This is a genomic window from Candidatus Nitrosotenuis chungbukensis (assembly GCF_000685395.1).
In the GTDB taxonomy this organism is placed as follows: domain Archaea; phylum Thermoproteota; class Nitrososphaeria; order Nitrososphaerales; family Nitrosopumilaceae; genus Nitrosotenuis; species Nitrosotenuis chungbukensis.
The window spans coordinates 35,496-53,707 of record NZ_AVSQ01000009.1 but is presented as its reverse complement, the minus strand read 5'-3'; the positions used below and the strand labels follow the sequence as shown (position 1 = coordinate 53,707).

At 40.8% G+C, this 18,212-nt stretch carries 20 protein-coding genes and 2 tRNA genes; 11 read left to right on the top strand and 11 right to left on the bottom strand.

Annotated features, from left to right (window positions below; genetic code table 11):
* Positions 1-21: 21 nt before the first annotated feature.
* Positions 22-115, bottom strand: a tRNA-Arg gene (locus NKMY2_RS10690).
* Between the two features lie 20 nt (positions 116-135).
* Positions 136-855: a 5,6-dimethylbenzimidazole synthase gene (gene bluB / locus NKMY2_RS02265; RefSeq protein WP_042684052.1), complete on the bottom strand. Its 720-nt coding sequence runs from the start codon at positions 853-855 to the stop codon at positions 136-138.
* 66 nt (positions 856-921) lie between these two features.
* Here bluB and NKMY2_RS02260 point away from each other — a divergent pair.
* Positions 922-995 (top strand) — tRNA-Val (locus NKMY2_RS02260).
* A gap of 32 nt (positions 996-1,027) precedes the next feature.
* Here the strand turns inward: NKMY2_RS02260 and NKMY2_RS02255 are convergent.
* The gene (locus NKMY2_RS02255; protein ID WP_042684051.1) at positions 1,028-1,522 is read right to left on the bottom strand and encodes a hypothetical protein; all 495 of its coding nucleotides are present in this window, start codon (positions 1,520-1,522) and stop codon (positions 1,028-1,030) included.
* A gap of 81 nt (positions 1,523-1,603) precedes the next feature.
* Here NKMY2_RS02255 and NKMY2_RS02250 point away from each other — a divergent pair, with 81 nt between their 5' ends.
* Positions 1,604-2,098: a CopD family protein gene (locus tag NKMY2_RS02250; RefSeq protein WP_238549746.1), complete on the top strand. Its 495-nt coding sequence runs from the start codon at positions 1,604-1,606 to the stop codon at positions 2,096-2,098.
* Here NKMY2_RS02250 and rtcA read toward each other — a convergent pair.
* Entirely contained in the window at positions 2,078-3,106 is a 1,029-nt protein-coding gene (gene rtcA, locus NKMY2_RS02245; RefSeq protein WP_042684048.1) for an RNA 3'-terminal phosphate cyclase, read from the bottom strand. The genes NKMY2_RS02250 and rtcA overlap by 21 nt on opposite strands.
* A 61-nt stretch (positions 3,107-3,167) precedes the next feature.
* On the opposite strand from rtcA, the gene NKMY2_RS02240 reads away from it, so the two are divergent.
* The 3 genes from NKMY2_RS02240 to NKMY2_RS02230 are packed head-to-tail and all read left to right on the top strand — an operon-like array spanning position 3,168 to position 5,618.
* Positions 3,168-3,662: a nicotinamide-nucleotide adenylyltransferase gene (locus tag NKMY2_RS02240; protein ID WP_042684047.1), complete on the top strand. Its 495-nt coding sequence runs from the start codon at positions 3,168-3,170 to the stop codon at positions 3,660-3,662.
* A 57-nt stretch (positions 3,663-3,719) separates the two neighbouring features.
* Positions 3,720-4,847, top strand: coding sequence for a pyridoxal-phosphate-dependent aminotransferase family protein (locus NKMY2_RS02235; protein WP_177316497.1), 1,128 nt, complete (start codon positions 3,720-3,722; stop codon positions 4,845-4,847).
* Positions 4,848-4,889: 42 nt separating this feature from the next.
* Positions 4,890-5,618, top strand: a complete 729-nt coding sequence (locus NKMY2_RS02230) for a peptidylprolyl isomerase (protein WP_042684044.1) — start codon at positions 4,890-4,892, stop codon at positions 5,616-5,618.
* Here the strand turns inward: NKMY2_RS02230 and NKMY2_RS02225 are convergent, their stop codons facing one another.
* Complete coding sequence (locus NKMY2_RS02225) at positions 5,619-6,641, bottom strand: sn-glycerol-1-phosphate dehydrogenase (protein ID WP_052347460.1); 1,023 nt, start codon at positions 6,639-6,641, stop codon at positions 5,619-5,621.
* A gap of 119 nt (positions 6,642-6,760) precedes the next feature.
* On the opposite strand from NKMY2_RS02225, the gene NKMY2_RS02220 reads away from it, so the two are divergent.
* Together NKMY2_RS02220 and NKMY2_RS02215 are read left to right on the top strand one after the other, a co-directional pair.
* On the top strand, positions 6,761-7,393 hold the full coding sequence (locus NKMY2_RS02220) for an Ntn hydrolase family protein (protein ID WP_042684040.1): 633 nt from the start codon (positions 6,761-6,763) through the stop codon (positions 7,391-7,393).
* Positions 7,394-7,400: 7 nt separating this feature from the next.
* On the top strand, positions 7,401-9,338 hold the full coding sequence (locus NKMY2_RS02215) for a beta-CASP ribonuclease aCPSF1 (protein WP_042684039.1): 1,938 nt from the start codon (positions 7,401-7,403) through the stop codon (positions 9,336-9,338).
* A gap of 5 nt (positions 9,339-9,343) precedes the next feature.
* Here NKMY2_RS02215 and NKMY2_RS02210 read toward each other — a convergent pair whose 3' ends face one another.
* The 3 genes from NKMY2_RS02210 to NKMY2_RS02200 all read right to left on the bottom strand — a co-directional run bounded on the left by NKMY2_RS02210 (position 9,344) and on the right by NKMY2_RS02200 (position 11,867).
* Entirely contained in the window at positions 9,344-10,432 is a 1,089-nt protein-coding gene (locus NKMY2_RS02210) for a hypothetical protein (RefSeq protein ID WP_157832417.1), read from the bottom strand.
* A 67-nt stretch (positions 10,433-10,499) separates the two neighbouring features.
* Entirely contained in the window at positions 10,500-10,778 is a 279-nt protein-coding gene (gene sepF / locus NKMY2_RS02205) for a cell division protein SepF (protein WP_042684035.1), read from the bottom strand.
* A 72-nt stretch (positions 10,779-10,850) separates the two neighbouring features.
* Positions 10,851-11,867 carry a DUF814 domain-containing protein gene (locus NKMY2_RS02200; protein WP_042684243.1) on the bottom strand — a complete coding sequence of 339 codons (1,017 nt, stop codon included), beginning with the start codon at positions 11,865-11,867 and terminating at the stop codon, positions 10,851-10,853.
* Between the two features lie 71 nt (positions 11,868-11,938).
* On the opposite strand from NKMY2_RS02200, the gene NKMY2_RS02195 reads away from it, so the two are divergent.
* Positions 11,939-13,003 carry a M24 family metallopeptidase gene (locus NKMY2_RS02195; RefSeq protein ID WP_042684034.1) on the top strand — a complete coding sequence of 355 codons (1,065 nt, stop codon included), beginning with the start codon at positions 11,939-11,941 and terminating at the stop codon, positions 13,001-13,003.
* A gap of 128 nt (positions 13,004-13,131) precedes the next feature.
* On the opposite strand, the gene NKMY2_RS02190 is transcribed toward NKMY2_RS02195, so the two are convergent.
* The gene (locus NKMY2_RS02190) at positions 13,132-13,989 is read right to left on the bottom strand and encodes a class I SAM-dependent methyltransferase (RefSeq protein ID WP_042684033.1); all 858 of its coding nucleotides are present in this window, start codon (positions 13,987-13,989) and stop codon (positions 13,132-13,134) included.
* A gap of 55 nt (positions 13,990-14,044) precedes the next feature.
* On the opposite strand from NKMY2_RS02190, the gene NKMY2_RS02185 reads away from it, so the two are divergent.
* Positions 14,045-14,458: a DoxX family protein gene (locus NKMY2_RS02185; protein ID WP_042684032.1), complete on the top strand. Its 414-nt coding sequence runs from the start codon at positions 14,045-14,047 to the stop codon at positions 14,456-14,458.
* Here the strand turns inward: NKMY2_RS02185 and NKMY2_RS02180 are convergent.
* Positions 14,442-15,995 (bottom strand): peptidylprolyl isomerase, encoded by a 1,554-nt coding sequence (locus NKMY2_RS02180; RefSeq protein WP_042684030.1) that lies wholly within the window; start codon positions 15,993-15,995, stop codon positions 14,442-14,444. The genes NKMY2_RS02185 and NKMY2_RS02180 overlap by 17 nt on opposite strands.
* A gap of 69 nt (positions 15,996-16,064) precedes the next feature.
* On the opposite strand from NKMY2_RS02180, the gene NKMY2_RS02175 reads away from it, so the two are divergent.
* Positions 16,065-16,547, top strand: coding sequence for a hypothetical protein (locus NKMY2_RS02175; protein WP_042684029.1), 483 nt, complete (start codon positions 16,065-16,067; stop codon positions 16,545-16,547).
* Positions 16,548-17,252 (top strand): SAM-dependent methyltransferase, encoded by a 705-nt coding sequence (locus tag NKMY2_RS02170; protein ID WP_042684028.1) that lies wholly within the window; start codon positions 16,548-16,550, stop codon positions 17,250-17,252.
* Here NKMY2_RS02170 and NKMY2_RS02165 read toward each other — a convergent pair.
* Positions 17,249-18,136 (bottom strand): cupredoxin domain-containing protein, encoded by an 888-nt coding sequence (locus NKMY2_RS02165; protein ID WP_042684026.1) that lies wholly within the window; start codon positions 18,134-18,136, stop codon positions 17,249-17,251. The genes NKMY2_RS02170 and NKMY2_RS02165 overlap by 4 nt on opposite strands.
* Positions 18,137-18,212: the final 76 nt, after the last annotated feature.

Below are 18,212 nucleotides of genomic sequence, written 5' to 3'. Positions count from 1 at the left end.
AATATTTTGAAAAAAATTGGACGGGCTTGGAGGGCTTCGATCCCTCGACCTGCAACTTAGGAGGCTGCCGCGCTATCCATGTTTCGCGTCATAATTGACTCTGCGCTACAAGCCCAGCCAGAAACTGCAGAGTGATTATTTAAAAGCGTAATCAAGGTTTGTCCTAATTAGCTCGTGTATTTGGCTCCAAATGGGCGTGTTTTGAGTTTGCCCCCATTTCTCAAAATATACAACGTCTTTTAGCTCTAATCGGGGCAGCCATTTTGCAGCTTCCAGATCAGGCTTTTCTGCAAATTCCTCCACATGTCCCAAGCACAGGTACGCCACGGGGACAATGTGATCAGGCAGATCTAGTGCTTTTTTTAGCGTATCATTGGACAGAATGCTGACCCAGCCCACCCCTATCTCTTCTGATCTTGCGGCAAGCCAGAGGTTCTGCACTGCACAGCATACGCTATAGATTCCGGTTTCCGGTATGCTTGATCTTCCGATCACAAATGGCCCAAATCTTGTTGGATCATAAGTGATGCAAATGTTTACGTCTGATTCTAAAATTCCTTCCAGTTTTAGCGAGGTGTATTTTTCTTTTTTTGAATCATCGACTTGGTTTGTAGATCTGCTTTTTTCCTCTTCAAATGATTGTTTTACCTTTGCTTTTGTTTGAGAGTCTCTTATCAGAATAAAGTTCCACGGTTGGGAAAATCCCACAGATGGAGCACGATGCGCGGCATTTAGGATTCGTGTCAAGATTTCGTCGCCTATTGGTTTTGAGTTAAAGTGGGAGCGAACATCTCTCCTTGTGTAAATTGCCTTGTATAGGCCGGATTTTTCTTGGTTTGAAAACTTGTCGCTCATTTTAATCTAGTTTGCTCCTTCCCGTTTAAAGATTAATAATGTAGGCACCAGGTTCTGTACTTCATTGGGCCGGTAGTCTAGCTGGTTAGGATACCGCCTCGACACGGCGGTGATCGAGAGTTCGAATCTCTCTCGGCCCACTAAATAATCACCACAAGTTTTTGCGTTCTGTTTACTGTGAGGTGTCAAAATCCCTTTCTACTAGGCTCCAAGCCGATTCAACAACCATTTTACCCTTTGCGCTAAACTTTAGATCCTGACCATTGATTATTGAATTGTATTCATCGGTATTGCTGTCAGAGAGTATCAAGTTGAGGTTTGTTGGCAATTCAATTTGCGAGCCAGGATAGAATGCGGCTCGTCCTGGAAGAGCAATGTCCTCAGTTGAGTATGAGCCTTTTCCAACAGGTTTGCCATTTGCAAATAACTCGTAATCTATGTTTGATACTGTGAATGTTTTTTCGCTCGGATTTTTGATTAGAAAACTGACTTCTAGGGTAACTCGGTTGTCAACGGTATTTGTGTTTACAACTTTGACATTGGTCAGTTGAATTTCTGCCATGCCAAGCTGTGGGTTGTCAAGACTTGCATACCAAGTGATTCCCCCAAGCATAGCTAAAAGCCCCGCTATTGCGACATAAATTATGCCCTTTCCTTGAATGAACAATCATTTGTACCAAAATACTACAACTAAAAAATGTTGTTCAGGTCAAATAGATAATATTTGTACACAGATTCATCATGAGTGATGGCAATTGAACAAGCTATCATCACGTGGATTCATTTGGTAGCTTCTGCTATTTGGGTTGGGGGCTCTTTGTTTATTGCAATGGTTTTTGCTCCAGTCCTAAAGACAATGTCCTCATCAGTAGAGGACAGGCTGCAAATTATGATAAAGGTTGGAAGGAAGTTCAACCGAGTCGCAATTCCATCACTGGTAATTATGATTGCAACTGGAATATTTAATGCGCACCAGATGCTGATTAGGCCGGATTTTTTATTTTCAACCAGTTATGGCATGCTTTTAGTCATCAAAATAATTTTTGTTATAGGTTTGCTAGTGGCGTTTGGAGTTCATGTCAGAATAATTAGAAAGGAGGTGGAACAGAAAATAATGTCAAAACAGCTATCTGATTCTCAAATCACAAAGCTACGCACAAAGATAATAATCGTCGGCCAAGTAACTGTGGGCCTTTCTGTCGCGGTTTTATTTATGGCCTCATTATTGGATGCTGGAGTCTGAGTTTCCTTGAATTCTTATTTCATAGCCGTTATCAATTTTACCTACACCGTACTTGCATCCGGTAATTTTTGACGTGATGTAAAGATTTGTTTGCAGGTGTTCTGAAATTTCTCTTACTGTAAAAACAGACGTTTCATTTATCAGGCTTAGCGGTACTACCAGCATGTCAGATAAGTTGGTGTCAACCCCAAGATTAGATTCAAGAAAACTGTTTTGGCATTTTTTGCCAAAGATGTCTTTATTTTTAAAATCCAGCAATTCGTCTGCGCCATTGATCGATGTGGAATCCTGACTGAAAACAACTAGTGATGCACCCTGATTTTGAGCGGGCTGTTCATTAATTTGAGATTGCGCTGAAAACCCATTTTTTTTCAGAGTGTTATTTACATCATCCACAAATGACTCAACGTCATATATTCCAGAATGAGAGCATAGTACTTTTGCGTCCTTTGTATTTTGCTTTGTAAGAAATATTGGATTTAGTTTTTTTGATGGGTGTACCAGAACGTCAACTATTCCGCCCCCCTTTGGATAATATCCGCGCTTTTTTATTTTCATTGAAAAATTAATTCCTATTCTTGAGAACGCCTCTCCTAGCACATGTTTTGTATAATCACCGGTGGGGCTCCAAAGCACGTCTGTTCCTCCAATTATAGATAGTTCTAATTTCCTCCTTGCAAGTGCAACTGCAGGTATCAATACTTGTAAAATCAAAGAGATGCTACCAGCTGTACCGACATTTTCCTGTAAAGACATGTCCTGTAGTTGATTTGGATGAAATGCTATAGTTGAAGATCCGATGTGCAGCCCTTCCACTTTGGCATTGCAGAGTTTTGCAAGCAGTTTTACAGCTGATAGGTGTTGCGCTCTCAGTCCAGGTATCTTGCGGTTTTTGCGAATGTTTTCAATTTGTATTGGTCTTCCTGTTATTGACGATAATGTTACTGCGCTGCGGAGGATTTGTCCTCCACTTTCCCCGTGTGAGCCGTCAATTTTCAAAATCTCCATGAATTTGCTCTAGCTTAACTGCTTATGATAGTTTTTATGTAAATTAGAAAAAATAGAAAATGTGATTGGCCTCTTAATAGGAAGGTTTCAACCGTTTCATATTGGCCATTTGGATGCAGTCAAATTTGCACTATCAAACGTAGATGAATTACTAATCGGAATAGGAAGCTCCAACAAATCCAATGAAAAAAGAAATCCGTTTACTGCAGACGAAAGAAGAGAAATGATAGAATCGTCCCTTGATGATGCTACATTAAAAAAAGTGAGGATCTACTACATTCCAGATGTAGATGACCACGAAAGGTGGACATATCGAGTAGATGAGATAGTTCCAAGATACGATGTGGTGTTTTCAAATGATGAATTTACGCATACGCTCTTTGGCAAACGCGGAGTCAGGGTAATTTCAGTTCCGCTAAAGCAAAGAGAAATTTTGTCTGGTACAGACATTCGAGTCAGAATCAAGGAAGATCAGGATTGGGCGGAATTGGTACCAAAAGGCACCCAAAAAGTATTGTTAAAGATCAACGCCAAAAATAGACTAACCAATCTTTAATTATAAATAAAGCCACTAAAACATCCTTTCAGGCGAAATTATTTGGAATATTTAGTCATGTTACCCGGTCCAACAAATGTACCAGAAAGAGTGATGCGTTCAATGATTACTCCAATGATAAATCATAGAAGTGACGATTTTGTTGAATTATATGAAGACGCGGTAGAGAAAACAAAAAAAGTGTTTCAGACAGACGGTGAGGCAGTTTGTCTATCTGCTTCCGGCACTGGTGCCGTTGAGGCAAGTGTCATAAACTTAATCAAAAAAGGAGACAAGGTAATAATTCCCGTCAACGGAGAATTCAGCGGCAGGCTTGCCCAGATGCTAGAGTGGGCTGGGGCAAACGTAGTAAAATTAGAGACAACGCCTGGACAAAACGCTACCTTTGACGATGTAAAGGCTGCATTTGACAATAACAAGGATGTCAAGGCTTTCTATTGCGTATGGAATGAAACTTCCACAGGAACCATGATAAAATATCTGGATAGAATAAAAGATCTTACTGCACGCAACGACTCTTACTATGTTGTTGACGGTGTCTCAATTGTAGGGGGGGAGGAACTGTATGTTGACAAGTGGGGAATTGATGTTTGCATGACTGGCGCACAAAAAGCATTTGCCGCACCACCTGGAATTTCACCAATCGTAGTAAACAAGAGAGCAAAAAAATACATGATGGAAAATCCCCCAAATACAATGTACTTTAATTTATCAAGGTATTTCAAATACTACGAAGAGGCAAAACACACTCCGTTTACTCCAGCGCTGCCATTATTGTATGCATACAGAGAGGCATTGAGCATGATTTTAGAAGAAGGACTGGATGCACGAATCAGACGCCACAGAATTTGCTCTCAAGCATTATACTCAGGGCTCAGCGCAATTGGACTTACTCCTTTTGCAAAAGAAGCTGACCGTTCGACAGTTGTCGTCGCACTGAATTACTTGGAAGGATTAGAAGATAAAAAATTCAGAAACACACTTGCAGAAAAATTCCGTGTGCTAGTGGCAGGAGGATTTGGAAATCTGAAAGGCAAGGTGTTCAGAGTCGGTTGCATGGGAGAGGTAAACAAGTACCATGTCATGAGAACCATATCTTCCATTTCATCCACACTTGACATGATGGGTTACAAAACTAATCCAGATGCACTTAGAGTAGCTGAAGAAAAACTAAAACCGCTTTAGCTCGCCTTAACTTAATATAAGGAAATCCGATGACGGATCGCGTTGACTTTCACTAAAGGTTCACTTGTTCTAATCGATTATACTGCAAAAGTAAAAGACTCAAACGAGGTTTTTGAAACAACAATAGCAGAAGAGGCAAAAAAGCACTCCATTTTTGAAGAAAATGCCAAGTACCAGCCAAAACTTGTTTCTGTTGGAGAATCGTGGGTAATCAAAGGATTAGACGACGCGCTGGCAAATGCCAAGGCAGGCGACAAACTCACAGTAGATGTCACTCCTGACAAGGGATTTGGCGATCGTGATCCAGGAAAGGTAAGAATGATCCCGCTTAGAAAGCTTGGCGAGGATGCAGAAAAGGTAACAGTAGGAGATACAATAGAGGTAGACCAAAAGGTTGGAATTGTCAGATTCATCGGATCTGGTCGAGTCCAAGTTGACTTTAACCACAGATTTGCGGGCAAGACAATCACCTATGATGTGAACAACATCAAATCGCTTGAGACTGACGAAGACAAGATTGCTGCGATTCTAAAGAGACACCTGCCAGTTGAAGATTCAAAGATAGTTTCAAAATTAAACGGCAAAACACTTGATGTCACAATACCTGAAGAAATTTTTGGTGCAGAAGGTTTGCGAGTGATCAAACACTTTGCTCAGATCGACATATTCAAGTTCGTGCCAAGCCTAGAGAAGATCAACTTTATTGAAAGCTATGCCAACAAAAAGGCAGAGGCAAAATCTTCCGAAGCAAAAGAGACCAAGGCAGCTTAATCACAGCACGTTAGTGCTTTTTGCAAGATCTAAGGCCGTTTTTTCAGTCATGTGAATTTCCTTTAGAATTGTGTACCTTTCAGGTCTTAGCGACTGTGCAATAACAAGTGCCTTTGTAAGCAGGTTTTGTGTCAGGCCGATTTCCTTTGCGGTGGTAGGCGCACCGACGTTTTTCAAAGTCTTTGTTATTTTTTTCCAATCTTGTCCTTGCAGTTTTGCCATCATGATTGCACCAATTCCACATTTCTCCCCATGAAGTCCTATTCCAGGGGCAAGCTTATCTAGCGCGTGTGAGAAGAGATGCTCTGCTCCAGAGCACGGTCTGCTGCTTCCCGCAATACACGACGCAACTCCTGCACTGATCAACGCCTCAACTATTTCTCTTATGTCTGGGACTTTTCTCTTTTCTGATGCCTCTAGAAGGATTTTTGCACTCATGGATGCAAGGTTTGCAGAATATCTTCCAAAATATTCTCCTGTTTTGTCTCTCCCGATTTCCCAGTCCCTGACTGCGGTGATTTTTGCAATCAGATCGCCGCATCCACTTGCCAAGAGTTTCTTTGGCGCCCTTTTAATCACGTCAATATCAACAAAAACACCAAGCGGTGCGGTTGCCACAACAGAATGCGGTTTGTCGCCACGTATGGAGACAAAAGGACTTGCGATTCCATCGTGTGATGCGGCGGTAGGTACGCTGACAAACGGCTTTTCCAGATTAAATGAGATCATTTTTGCAATGTCCACTGATCTGCCGCCGCCCATTCCAATGATTAGGTCGCTTTTGTCTTTTTTGACGTCATTCTGAATTTTGTCTATTGACGTCTCATCGTTGTTATTGGCATCATGCCAGACGCTTTTGATTCCGGTCTTGAGTAAGGATTTTTGAAATTTGTTTTGAATTATTTTTTTAACGTGCCTGCCGGAAATTACAGAGACCTTTTTTGGCTCATTTAAGGAATGTAGAAATTTCCCTATATTTCCGAGGTTTTTGTCACCGATCACAATTAGCCGTGGTAGCTCCATTGTGTGAGAGGCGGAGTTGAGCACAAATTGTTGATAGTTTCACTCCTTATCAACCTCCCTCCAACAATAAGTTATTTAAAAGGGTCAAAGCCATTCCAGAACATCTAGGAGCATTTTATTTGTCAACTAATGTAGAAGAGAAGATTTTACACGGAACTACCACTGTAGGTATCAAGGCTACTGATGGAGTAATCCTTTGCGCAGACATGCGTGCAAGCGCAGGCTATTTCATTGCCAACAACAACACCATGAAAATCCAGCAACTGGCAAAACACGCAGGTTTGACATTAGCAGGCGGTGTCGCTGATGCACAAAACATAACAGACGTCTTACGCTATCATGCAGCCATACACCGAGTCCAAAAGAACGAGAACATTCCAATCAAATCCCTTGCAAGACTCTGTTCGCTCTTGTTCCATCAGAACAGAGGCTATCCGTTTATTGCAGACATTTTGATTGGCGGATATGACAAAAACGGTCCCGCACTTCTAAATATAGACATGTTCGGCTCAGTTGAGGAGAAGAAATACGTAACCACCGGCAGCGGGTCTCCTGTGGCATACGGTCTATTGGAAGAAGAGTACAAGGACAATCTTACAACTGAACAGGCCAAGGTCATAGCGTTACGTGCTGTAAAGGCAGCAATCGTAAGAAATATCGGAACTGGCGACGGCATCAATGTCGCAGTTATCGACAAAGATGGATTCCGTCTTTTGACAAAAGAGCAAAAGAAAGCAATAATCGCACTATAGTGATTTCATGCAAAAAAAACAACAGGAAAAGGATACACAATCAACAACCCAGAATGTAATGGCAACCATACTGCAAAGTATTCCAAAAGAGGCCAAAGTAAGTAAAATCGACTACGAGGGGCCAAGGATTGCACTATACACAAAATCTCCACTATACTTGATGGAGCACAACGAGATTATTTCTGATCTAGTCAATGTGATTAAAAAAAGAATCGTAGTAAGAACCGAGGAATCCATCAGAAAGCCGGAGGACGAGGCAAGACAGGTAATTGCAAAAGCTTTGCCTAAGGAAGCAGAGCTTCAGGGTGCCTTTTTTGACACCACCACTGGTGAGGTCTCAATAGAGGTAAAACGACCGTGGTTACTGTACAATAATCCTAGCTTTAACAGCCCACAGTTGACAGAAAGCATGGGTTGGAGAATACGGGTAAGAAAGGCAACGACGGTTCCGTCAAGCACAATTCAGGCAATAAACTACAATCTCAAGGTTTCCGCGTCAGACAGGGCAAAGCATCTCAAGCAGATTGGTGAAAGCATATTCCGCCCTCGCCTAGCCCAAAAATCCGAAGTTTCGTTGTTAACCCTTGGTGGCTTTGGCCAGGTAGGAAGATCAAGCATGATACTGACTACTCCTGAGAGTAAAATTTTGATTGATTGTGGCATCAACCCAGGAGCTAGGAGCCCGATGGAGGCATTTCCACGACTTGACTGGGCAAATGTCACGTTGGACGAGATTGATGCAATTGTCATAGGTCATGCGCACTTGGATCATACAGGATTCTTGCCAGTTCTCTGTAAGTATGGATATAAAGGGCCGATCTACTGCACAGAGCCAACACTGCCGATGATGAATTTGATTCAGTTGGATGCAGTAAAGGTAGCTGCTGCACAGGGGCGAGCCGCATTGTATGCAGAAAGAGACGTCAAGCAAATTATGAAGCAAGCAATTACAATTCCATATGGAACCGTAACAGATATTTCGCCTGACATCAAACTTGTCTTTTCAAATGCAGGGCATATTTTAGGATCAGCAACGTGTCATTTCCATATTGGTAATGGTGATCATAATTTTGTATACACTGGAGACATAAAGTTTGGAAAAAGTATTTTGTTTGAAAGTGCCTCATGGAACTATCCACGAGTTGAAACTCTGCTAATTGAAAGTACGTATGGTGCAAAAGAAGACATTCAGCCGACAAGGCAAGAAGTCGAATCTGCATTCATTAACGCAGTCAATAATGCGCTTGTCGACGGCGGCAAGGTGCTTATCCCCATTCCAGCAGTTGGACGCGCGCAGGAAATAATGATGGTAATTGATCATTACATGAAGGCAGGCCAAATGATGGAAGCGCCTGTGTTTATGGAGGGCATGATATCAGAAGCGACCGCAATTCATGAGGCATACCCAGAATATCTAGCACGTGAGCTTAGGCAGAAAATTCTTGAGACTGATGACAATCCGTTTGATTCAGAATACTTTACTAACATAGAACACTCTGACGCAAGAGAAGAGCCGCTGCGGGAAGGTACGCCGTGTATCATACTTGCAACGTCAGGTATGCTGGAGGGTGGTCCCGTCCTAGAATATTTCAAAAACATTGCGCCGGGAAGCAAGAACAAAATAATTTTTGTCTCATATCAGGTAAATGGAACGCTTGGACGCAGAGTATTAGATGGCGCAAAACAAGTATCGCTCTTGGGAAAAGACGGAAAGGTGGAGGTCGTAAACATCAACTGTTCAATGATAAAGCTTGACGGATTTAGCGGTCACAGCGACTATAATCAGCTGCTCTCATTTATCCACAAACTAAGGCCAAAGCTAAGAAGAGTTCTTGTAAATCACGGCGAAAGAAGGAAATGTGAAAATCTTGCGATGACCGTTCGCAGAATGTTTAGAGTTCCTGCACACTACCCACAGGTCCAAGAAGCAGTTAGGCTGTTTTGAGCTTATCAGATACGCAAAATATCATTTTTTAGCAGATACGATATTCCTGAAACGTATTCAGAATCTGAAATTTTTCCTTCTGTCCACCATTTAACGGTGTTTTTAAACCAAAATGGAATTTTCATATCATTGTATCGGATTGTTGTGTCTTTTTTGAGAATATTAGTGTCAACAAGTTGTACTGTCTGCAATGGTTTTGTTTTGTCCTGATATTTTGAAAAAAAGACTATTCCTGTTTCTTTGTCTACGATTTCCAGGTATTTCCCTGTCTTTTCTTTTGCGACAAACGAGGGTCTTTTGTAATCCTTGAATGAAAAAATCACCTCACTTACCACCTCAGATGAATGTTCTTGGTTGAGTTTTGTTCCCAGAGCCATAGGAATTTGATGTACAAACGGATATTGAATACAACATTTCTTGTCGTGTTTCACAAGTCCCGTTGTTTTGTTTATTTGAAAATTTGTAACAGATTTACTGTTTTTTGAAGATTCTTCTGAGATCACAGGTATGATGTTGTTGAATTCATCACCAAATGTGTGTGTCAGAATGATTGTATCGTTATTACCGCTGTTTTTAATTGAGTATTTCACAAAATCATTCTGAGACAAGCAAATGCTTCCAGACGAACAATTTTTGTAGTCTAACGCGTTTGCAGATTTTATTATTTTAGAATTCATCATGTACCTTATACCATATGAAAAAACGTTGTCTTTTTCATCTCCTTCCTCCCATCGTTTTGCGTCATCTTTTATCCATGGAGGAATGCTTGGAGTATCATTGAAGCGATCTCGTATGATTTTGGTTTGTATTGGTTTTTCCAAGAGTAAAACTAGTCGATCTATACGATCTGAGTCTGTAGAATCCCACCTAGAATCGTTATACAGTACGATACAGTCTCTAAAACTATCAAAGTACTGATACCTTTCACGAAATTTGATGTTTCCTAATTTTTGTAATTCCGGATAAATTTTTTCGCAGTTCTGAATTATGTTCATTTTTTCCTTGTTATCAGAGCTTTGTGCAGCTGCTAGTTGTGCTCCAGATGTAAGCGTTAGGATTGACAGCAAGGTAAACAATAAAACAGATTTTCTCAATTTTACAACATTTGATGTTGTTTTGATATTAAGTAGACGTAGGAATGATTCGTTTTGTTTTAATATTTTATTTTAGATCGTATTCTGGTTTCCAGATTTTAACGCCTGGTGGTGTAACTATGATTCTTTCTTCGCCCAATCTTGCAATGTCAGCATCATGGCTTTTTGCCAGACTATACAATTCCTCAACTAGCTTTCGTAGTTGCTCTACGTCTTTTTGTGCAAGCGGAGTAACCCGTAGTATGAGTATCATGTTTTTTTTCATGTCGTCTTTTATTGAATGAATGTCACTTGGGTCACGAATCGTAATTGCCTTTAGGTATGTTGGGCTTTCCTGTTTTTGCATCTATAATGAATGCGATCTACACCCTCAAAAAGTCTTTCGCATCAAATGTAAAATAGTGCGTAATTTTTGTTCCTAAACCCTGTACTGGAGATATTCAGATTCTTCTGCTCTGATTACCGAGATGTCCGATTTGTCGTTGGCTTTTTCAGCTATTACGGTTCCCGAAGTTTCTTTTGGAGCATCGGAATAGCGCAATGTTATCGCGGCAGAGATTTGTTTGTGGTTTTCAACATTGTCACCACGCAAAAGTGCGTTTGGTCCAACATGATCTTTTGCATAAAACACAATATCATTTGGCAATGCCAGAGCTTTAATCATGTTGTTCTCGTCCTGATTTCGCCCCACAATTAGTTTTGTTGTTTTATCAAGACGAAAGTGCCTTCCTATTTTTAGTAAGTCAATATCGTTTGTTGTTGGGTTATCAATGTGTGCAAAAAGATCTTTTGCTCGTATTGCAAATGCAGGATCTGTAAGAAGACAACCTCCTCCTGCATTTGGAGGATTCTCAATTCCATATTCCTGTGCCATTTGCAATTGCATTCTTCTTGTGCGGCCCCGAACCATACCCAAGTTTTCTCTTTTGATCAAACCATTTTCTTCAGGTATTGTTTTTGGCAACAGCGCACCAGACAGTGGCCTTACTATGTATCCTTCCAACTCTGATTCTTTTTCTATGGTTTTCAGTGCTGGCCCATGTTGACTCATCGGTCTTTGTCCCAATACTTCTCCTGAAATGATAAAATCAGCTCCGATCTCATCCATGTGTTTTTTTGCAGCCTTGAACATCATTGATCTGCAGTCAATGCATGGGTTCATACCCGATCCAAATCCATGTTTTGGGTTCTTTAACATCTCAATGTATTCATCTCCAAGGTAAACAGTCTTCAGGTTGACACCGAGCGTATCTGCTCTTTCCCTAATTTCAAAACCGCATCCTCTTCCACAATCAAAATCACAAAATGGAGTCTTGATCGCAACTGCAGATACTTCAAAGCCCTGGCTTTGCATCATTTTTACTGCAAGCTGACTATCTAAACCGCCTGAAAGCAGTGCTACAACTTTTCTTTTCCCCGTGTTTTCTTCCAACATTAGAAAAGCTGAGTTTCCAATATACAAACTTTGCAACAAACATAAATCCACTAACCCGTTATCATTTCAAATTGGAAGAACGACGAAAAAGGCTCCTCAAATATACTCACGGTCTAGATTGTGATGTTCTTGTATCTTTTGAGCCTGAAAACCTCTATTACATGACTGGTTTTTGGGGCGAGGCAGTCGGCATATTAGAAAAAAACGGCCAGACTACCATAATTTCGCCTGAGCTCGAAGTTGGAAGGGCAGAAGAAGAATCCGTTGACTGTAAAGTGGTTACGGCAGAGCGCGGCGTCGGTTTGATTTCTAGTTTGGCGTCAAAAGTAAAAAACAGCAGAGTATGCACAGATTGCCAGAATTATCCTACCATGGAATCGCTCAAAAAATCTATTCCCTCCATAAAATATTCGACTGATCCATTTTATCGAGCACGCGAAGTAAAAGACTCTAAGGAAATTACCATTCTAAAGAAGGCATCACAGATAATTGACGAAATGTACGAGCTCTGTGTCAAAAAAATAAAGACAGGGTTACGGGAATCGGAGCTTCAGTCTATTTTGATGTCTTTTGCCATGGAACGTGAGATGTTCAGTACCGGATACAGATCAACTTTGAATCCTCTGATAATTGCAGGAGGGCCAAACGGCGCATTGCCTCATGCACAGGTAACTAGGAGAAAATTTGCCAGGGGTGACATGATAGTAGTTGACCTCACACTACGCTACAAAGGATATGTTAGCGATGCGACTAGAACGTTTGGTTTGGGAACCCTCAGTGATAATGCAAAAGAGGTCTACGAGATAGTGAAGGAATCGCAGAAGGCTGGTTTAAAAAATGTAAGGATAGGAGCGTTGTGCAGATCAATAGACGATGCTTGCAGAAATTATATCGATAAAAAAAATTATGGTCAGTATTTTATTCACTCAACTGGACATGGGATTGGACTTGAAGTGCACGAATTTCCGACAATAAGCCAAAAAAGCCAGACCATTTTGCAAAAGGACATGGCAATAACCGTAGAGCCTGGCATCTACATTCCAAAAAAGTTTGGAGTAAGAATAGAAGACTCTGTTATTGTAAAAGACAGGCCGATGGTTTTGCATAAATTTACAAAAGATTTAGTGATCATCTAACTCTTGATCACATGTGCTGTTCATTTTGTACATACATGAACCTAATTAGAAATCTGTTGCAATAGTGTCAAGTGGAGTCAGTTGTTGGGAGTATGCTTCCAAAATTCATTGGAGCCCCAACAATTTTTTTAAGGTTTTTTTGCAGTTAATATGAGAATTTTCCACGGGAATACGATTTGCCCGCTCTTTTTTGTATGGGGAAGCGTATTTTGCTTGATTTGGTCCTTCATTTTTCTCCTTTGCTCAGCAGATAACGTTTTGATTTTTTCTCTTAGTGGTTTTGCAAGATATTTGAGGTAGTTTTGCCAGTAGTCAGAAAATGTTCCAGGGCGGTAGGTAAATGTGTATTCTTGTATTCTGATGTCAATAAAGCCTGATGCTGAAATGGTTTTTTTCAGATTAGAACTAGTTCCAAATCTATCAAGGTTTGGCGTTCCTTGCGGAACATAATCGGGTATGAATTTTTCCACCACATCCAAAATGCTACTAAAATATGGAACCGTGTCTTTATTCCCGTGCAATGTTAACGCCAACGTTCCATTTTTTTTCAAATACTGTTTGATGTTCCGTAAGACTTTGCCCGCGTTTGGAAAAAAGAACAATGCGTATTGGCACGTAACTAGATCAAATTTTTTATTGAATTTTATAAATTCCGCATCTGATAAAATAAAGTCCAGATTGGTTTTATTGTTGATTTCTTTTTTTGCAATCTTAATTGCAGATATGGAGCTGTCAACACCCACGACTCTGCCAGTTGAACCTACCTTTGCGGCAATTCTTTTTGTGATGGCACCAGTTCCACAGGCCAAATCCAGAACCATATGACCGGGCCGAACATCAGCCAGTTTTACTAGCTCTGAACTGCTCCTAAACGGGCCAATGTCGTACTTTGCCCATCTCTTATGGTATCTTGGGGCAACTTCGTTCCAGATTTTGATTAGTCGTTTCTTGTATTCTAAATGAGACAGTTTCTTTGATCTTGTCAAGTTCTCTATAGTTATGGCAACACCTTTTATTATATCGTCAGAGCATATACGATTGATGGATGCAGCAATTCGACAAGGCAAACTTCATGACATTACTCATTTTGGAATAAGGGCTGCAATTGGCGTAATTTTCATGGTACACGGTTCCCAAAAATTCAATCCCGGATTTGTTGGGTTTTTGACAAGCCTTGGCATCCCAGCAGAAATGCAAATTCCTATCGCACTTGCAGAATTTGTGCCAGGAATCCTATTAATTATTGGCGTTTTGACCAGAATTTCCTCTGCATTATTATCCATAGTTATGCTTGGAGCAATTTTCCTAGTAAAGCAGGCTGCAAGCTTGACTGGTGAGCGCGGATTCGAGATTGACTTGATCTTGCTGGCAGGAAACTTGGCAATAATTGCAATAGGACCGGGCCGGATATCCCTTTCCCACGCATTAAAGAAAATTCCTAGGTTTTTGCAATAAACTTCTGAATTTTATTTTTTGACTTTACGATAATAATTGCAGGAACTACAAAGTACATTCCGATGTTAAGTAAAATCACACCTATGCCATATCCCAGCATTTCTTGCTCAGAGTCAATTTCAGCATAGTTCAAAATTGAAAGCGATGATAAAAGCGGCTGAAGCGTAATCCTTACTGCATCTTTGAATATTGGGCTTTGTCTTTCCCAATCAGATATGGTTGGGCTAAAGGAATAGTAAACTGCGTTAAATGCAGTCATAAATGATGTTCCGGAGTTTGTGCCCAGAACGTTATCCCGTACCTCCCTTAACAGCTGTACTTGTGGCGCAAGTTCAGAGCCATATGCTGCAGTCGCAATAAGGCATCCGGATTTTTCTGAGCTATCGGGATTCGGAGTTTTCGCTGCCGTCGTCTTGAAAGAATCAACGACTTGGCTGAATTTGTCAAGAGCATTGTCAAAATTTCTGTCGCTGTTTGTGTAGGTAAGGATGTAGAATTTGTCGTTGGCCTTGATTATTGTTTCTTTGAACTTTACATTGATTTGCCCACTGCCTGTGTTGAATTTTGCCAACATGACTTTGGTAATAGCCTCATTTCCATTGATTGCTGTTTTGTCTTCTGACAGAATTGAGAGATTGCCAGCGTCTATTGTCTTTTGTAGAGAATTTTTGATCTCGTTTGAATAATCGTCAAGCGATGTTCCATTGGCAGCTTTTACAGATATGGAAATGGCGGGGGTAAAGCCAGCAATTTTTGGACCCACTGCAACGATATCTGGAGAGTTTGGAGTTTTCGTAGGCGGTTCCTGCACTAGCCAGCCAGCGGGCGCAAGAAATGAAATGTCAAACTTTTCGGTGGAGTATTCCTGCGTATTCTGATTTGTAAATGACTCTACCCTTTCTGGCTCACCCAAATCAAGCAGGTCTGGAATTTCTGCTCGCATTTTTACTTCAGCTTTTAAAATTTCGCCCTTTTCAAAATCGAGTGGGCGATTGTTCATCTGTTCCCCCCCAGTTGTCAGGTTGGCAATTTTATCAAGGGTCTCATAGCTAGTGTTTGTTGCCAAACGCCCAAAGGCGGCATAGTTTTGGTCTAAAAAGAATGAGTCTTCATGAACAATGAAAAACTGTGAGCTTGCACTGTCCGGATCAAAGCCGCGTGCCATTGAGACGATTCCACGTTTGTGCTTAATTGTATTAAATTCGCCGGGAATTGTATATCCCACATCACCGCTTCCCCAATCTGAAAAATGTTCAGATGCGCCAGGTTTTGATTTTGGATCTCCACCCTGAATCATGAAATCTTTTATGACTCTATGAAAAACAGTCCTGTCATAAATTTGGTGTTCAGTTAGGTTTAAAAAATTTGCAACGGTTTTTGGCGCGTCGTTTGGAAAAAGCTCAATTACCATGTCGCCTGACTGTGTATGCAAGACAACTACCTTGTCTGATACTTCGGTTGTTTGAGCAAAAACGGGCAGGATTCCTAAAAATACAACTACGGATGCAAGAGAGAAAACCAGTCCGAATTTCAACATACTCCCCCCACAATTCGCAGATAAAAGCTAATTGTATTAGTTTTTAACAAGTAATTTTTGAATTACACTATGGAATCTGATGAACAGATCAAAGCTCATTTGGTTTCCGTGTGGAAAGTGGAAAAGAAGCTTTTTTCCAGAGGGAAGGAATGCATGTTTATTCTAACCGACAGGCGTCTTGCTTTTGTCAGTAAAACCGAGGCAAAATCACGATGGTGGAGTGCTGCAGTCGAAAGACAGGTGGTTACCCTTTTGAAATCAGACGATCCAATGCTTATCCATGATGGGTATGATGGGAAAGAACTGGCGCAGGACTTGGAAAATAAGAAAAATGAGGAATACATCTTTGATAATGTAGTCGGTGTAGAGTCTGAAGGAAAAAAATGGGGGAGCGTCCTAAAATTAAAGCTAAAAAAAGATGGCAAGGAAAAAAACTATCAGCTATCAGTGGTAAAGGATTGGGTAACGTATCCGGTTAAGGATCCAGTAAAATTTCTCAAGGTAAACTGGAGTCCAATCGTGGAATTTATCAATAAGCAGAGGGCCAAGTAAATGGCCCAAGTTTATGCGGTAGGTGTAGGACCTGGCTCCAGCAGATATGTCACAGGAATTGTCAAGGATGTAATACAGAATTGTGATATCATTATTGGTTACAAGTATACTCTAAACACGATAGACTTACTGATCAAAGGAAAACAAGTCTATGAAATAACAATGAAAAATCAGGAAGAAGCATACCAGGAAGTTGCTAAAACGCTTGGCGACAAAAAATTAGTCATTCCGTTTACCGGCGATGTTAATTTTTCTGAATCAGAGGTCGTAGACAGGTTGATCGAAATTTTTGGCGATGTCGAAATAATCCCCGGAATTAGTGCGATCCAAGTTGCTGCTTCAAAGGCCAGAGTTCCACTGGACAAATCCAAGGTAATCACAATGCATGTAACCACCACAATTGAAGAAAAGAAACTTGAGTTGCAAAAGGCACTCATCGATGGATTTAGTGTTGTTTTGGTTCCACGACCATGGCCAAAAGCGCCTGAAAAACACTTTATGCAGTCAGAGATTGCCCATTACCTCAGAAAAAACGGTTTTGATACCACGAGCCTAAAGGTACATGTTTTTGAATTTTTGACCACAGAGCGAGAAACAGAGTTTGTAGGTACAGTCAAAGATTTGGAAGGAAAGGAGTTTTCCGATCTTTCCGTAATGGTGATCAATCAGTCTAGTTTAGAGTCATACATCAATTTCAAGGACTAGTTGCGCGGATTGCCAGAGCCCAGAGTTTTTGAGCTGGATTCTTGGGTCACAAAAATTGTTGTGTCCATCCATTGGTATTTGTCATCAAAGATCCTGTAGAATCCAGGCTCTGCAAACGTCACGCTCCAAGACTTGCCTGGTAATATGTCACCACTTGAAATCTTTCCGTCTGCAGTGAACATTTTGTGACGTGACACAGTATGAGCAATGCCACTTTTTAGGCTGTGAGAAGACACATCTTCATTTACGAACGTAACTGTTCCACCTACCGGAATAGATATTCTATCCTCTGAAAAATATTTTAAGAAAAAGTCATTTGTTCTCTCTTTGTACGTCTGCTCCTCTGGACTTGCAGAGCCCTCCAAAATACGAACCATTACTTCGTTCTTTTTGCTCGTATCTGTCGGCTTTACTGTTGTTGTGAATTCTAAAACTTTGATCGTATAGACCAGTCTTGTTGATATATCTGCAGAGTCTGTTAACGTTCCAGTCAGACTGTAGATAGAGTTGGTCTGGGTTTTTGCCACCAATCTTCCAAATGCTTTGAGTGAAAATTCTTGATCATCAGAATCTGAAACATTGGATTCAATTCTAAAGTACTGTCCATTTCTTAGCAATGTACCACTAATATCGGAGGAAGTAAGCTCCACCCCATTTATGTCAAGTAATCCATTTTGCAGGACAAATTCGGCCTTAGTGCCCTTTTGGTTTATTGTAAATTGTAAATCGGCGGTTGCAGGTAAAACAGAGCTGCCAGATATCGCATAGCCAGTTCCCTCTAGGGTAAATGCCTTGTTGACGCCAAGCTGGGCGTTTGCGTTTTGAGCAGATATGCCAACTAAAACGCTAATCAGCACCAAACCTGCTACATATACAAGTCTCACAGTATGACTATCCTCTGATTTCGTTTATAATTTACTAATGAATTGTTTTTGCCTATTCTACTAAATTTTGTCAATT

Coding starts and splice junctions, on each gene's coding strand:
- bluB (WP_042684052.1), bottom strand. CDS start 855: ATGAGCGACAAGTTTTCAAACCAAGAAAAATCCGGCCTATACAAGGCA.
- NKMY2_RS02250 (WP_238549746.1), top strand. CDS start 1,604: ATGGCAATTGAACAAGCTATCATCACGTGGATTCATTTGGTAGCTTCT.
- rtcA (WP_042684048.1), bottom strand. CDS start 3,106: ATGGAGATTTTGAAAATTGACGGCTCACACGGGGAAAGTGGAGGACAA.
- NKMY2_RS02235 (WP_177316497.1), top strand. CDS start 3,720: ATGTTACCCGGTCCAACAAATGTACCAGAAAGAGTGATGCGTTCAATG.
- NKMY2_RS02225 (WP_052347460.1), bottom strand. CDS start 6,641: ATGGAGCTACCACGGCTAATTGTGATCGGTGACAAAAACCTCGGAAAT.
- NKMY2_RS02215 (WP_042684039.1), top strand. CDS start 7,401: ATGCAAAAAAAACAACAGGAAAAGGATACACAATCAACAACCCAGAAT.
- sepF (WP_042684035.1), bottom strand. CDS start 10,778: ATGCAAAAACAGGAAAGCCCAACATACCTAAAGGCAATTACGATTCGT.
- NKMY2_RS02200 (WP_042684243.1), bottom strand. CDS start 11,867: ATGTTGGAAGAAAACACGGGGAAAAGAAAAGTTGTAGCACTGCTTTCA.
- NKMY2_RS02185 (WP_042684032.1), top strand. CDS start 14,045: ATGGATGCAGCAATTCGACAAGGCAAACTTCATGACATTACTCATTTT.
- NKMY2_RS02180 (WP_042684030.1), bottom strand. CDS start 15,995: ATGTTGAAATTCGGACTGGTTTTCTCTCTTGCATCCGTAGTTGTATTT.
- NKMY2_RS02175 (WP_042684029.1), top strand. CDS start 16,065: ATGGAATCTGATGAACAGATCAAAGCTCATTTGGTTTCCGTGTGGAAA.
- NKMY2_RS02170 (WP_042684028.1), top strand. CDS start 16,548: ATGGCCCAAGTTTATGCGGTAGGTGTAGGACCTGGCTCCAGCAGATAT.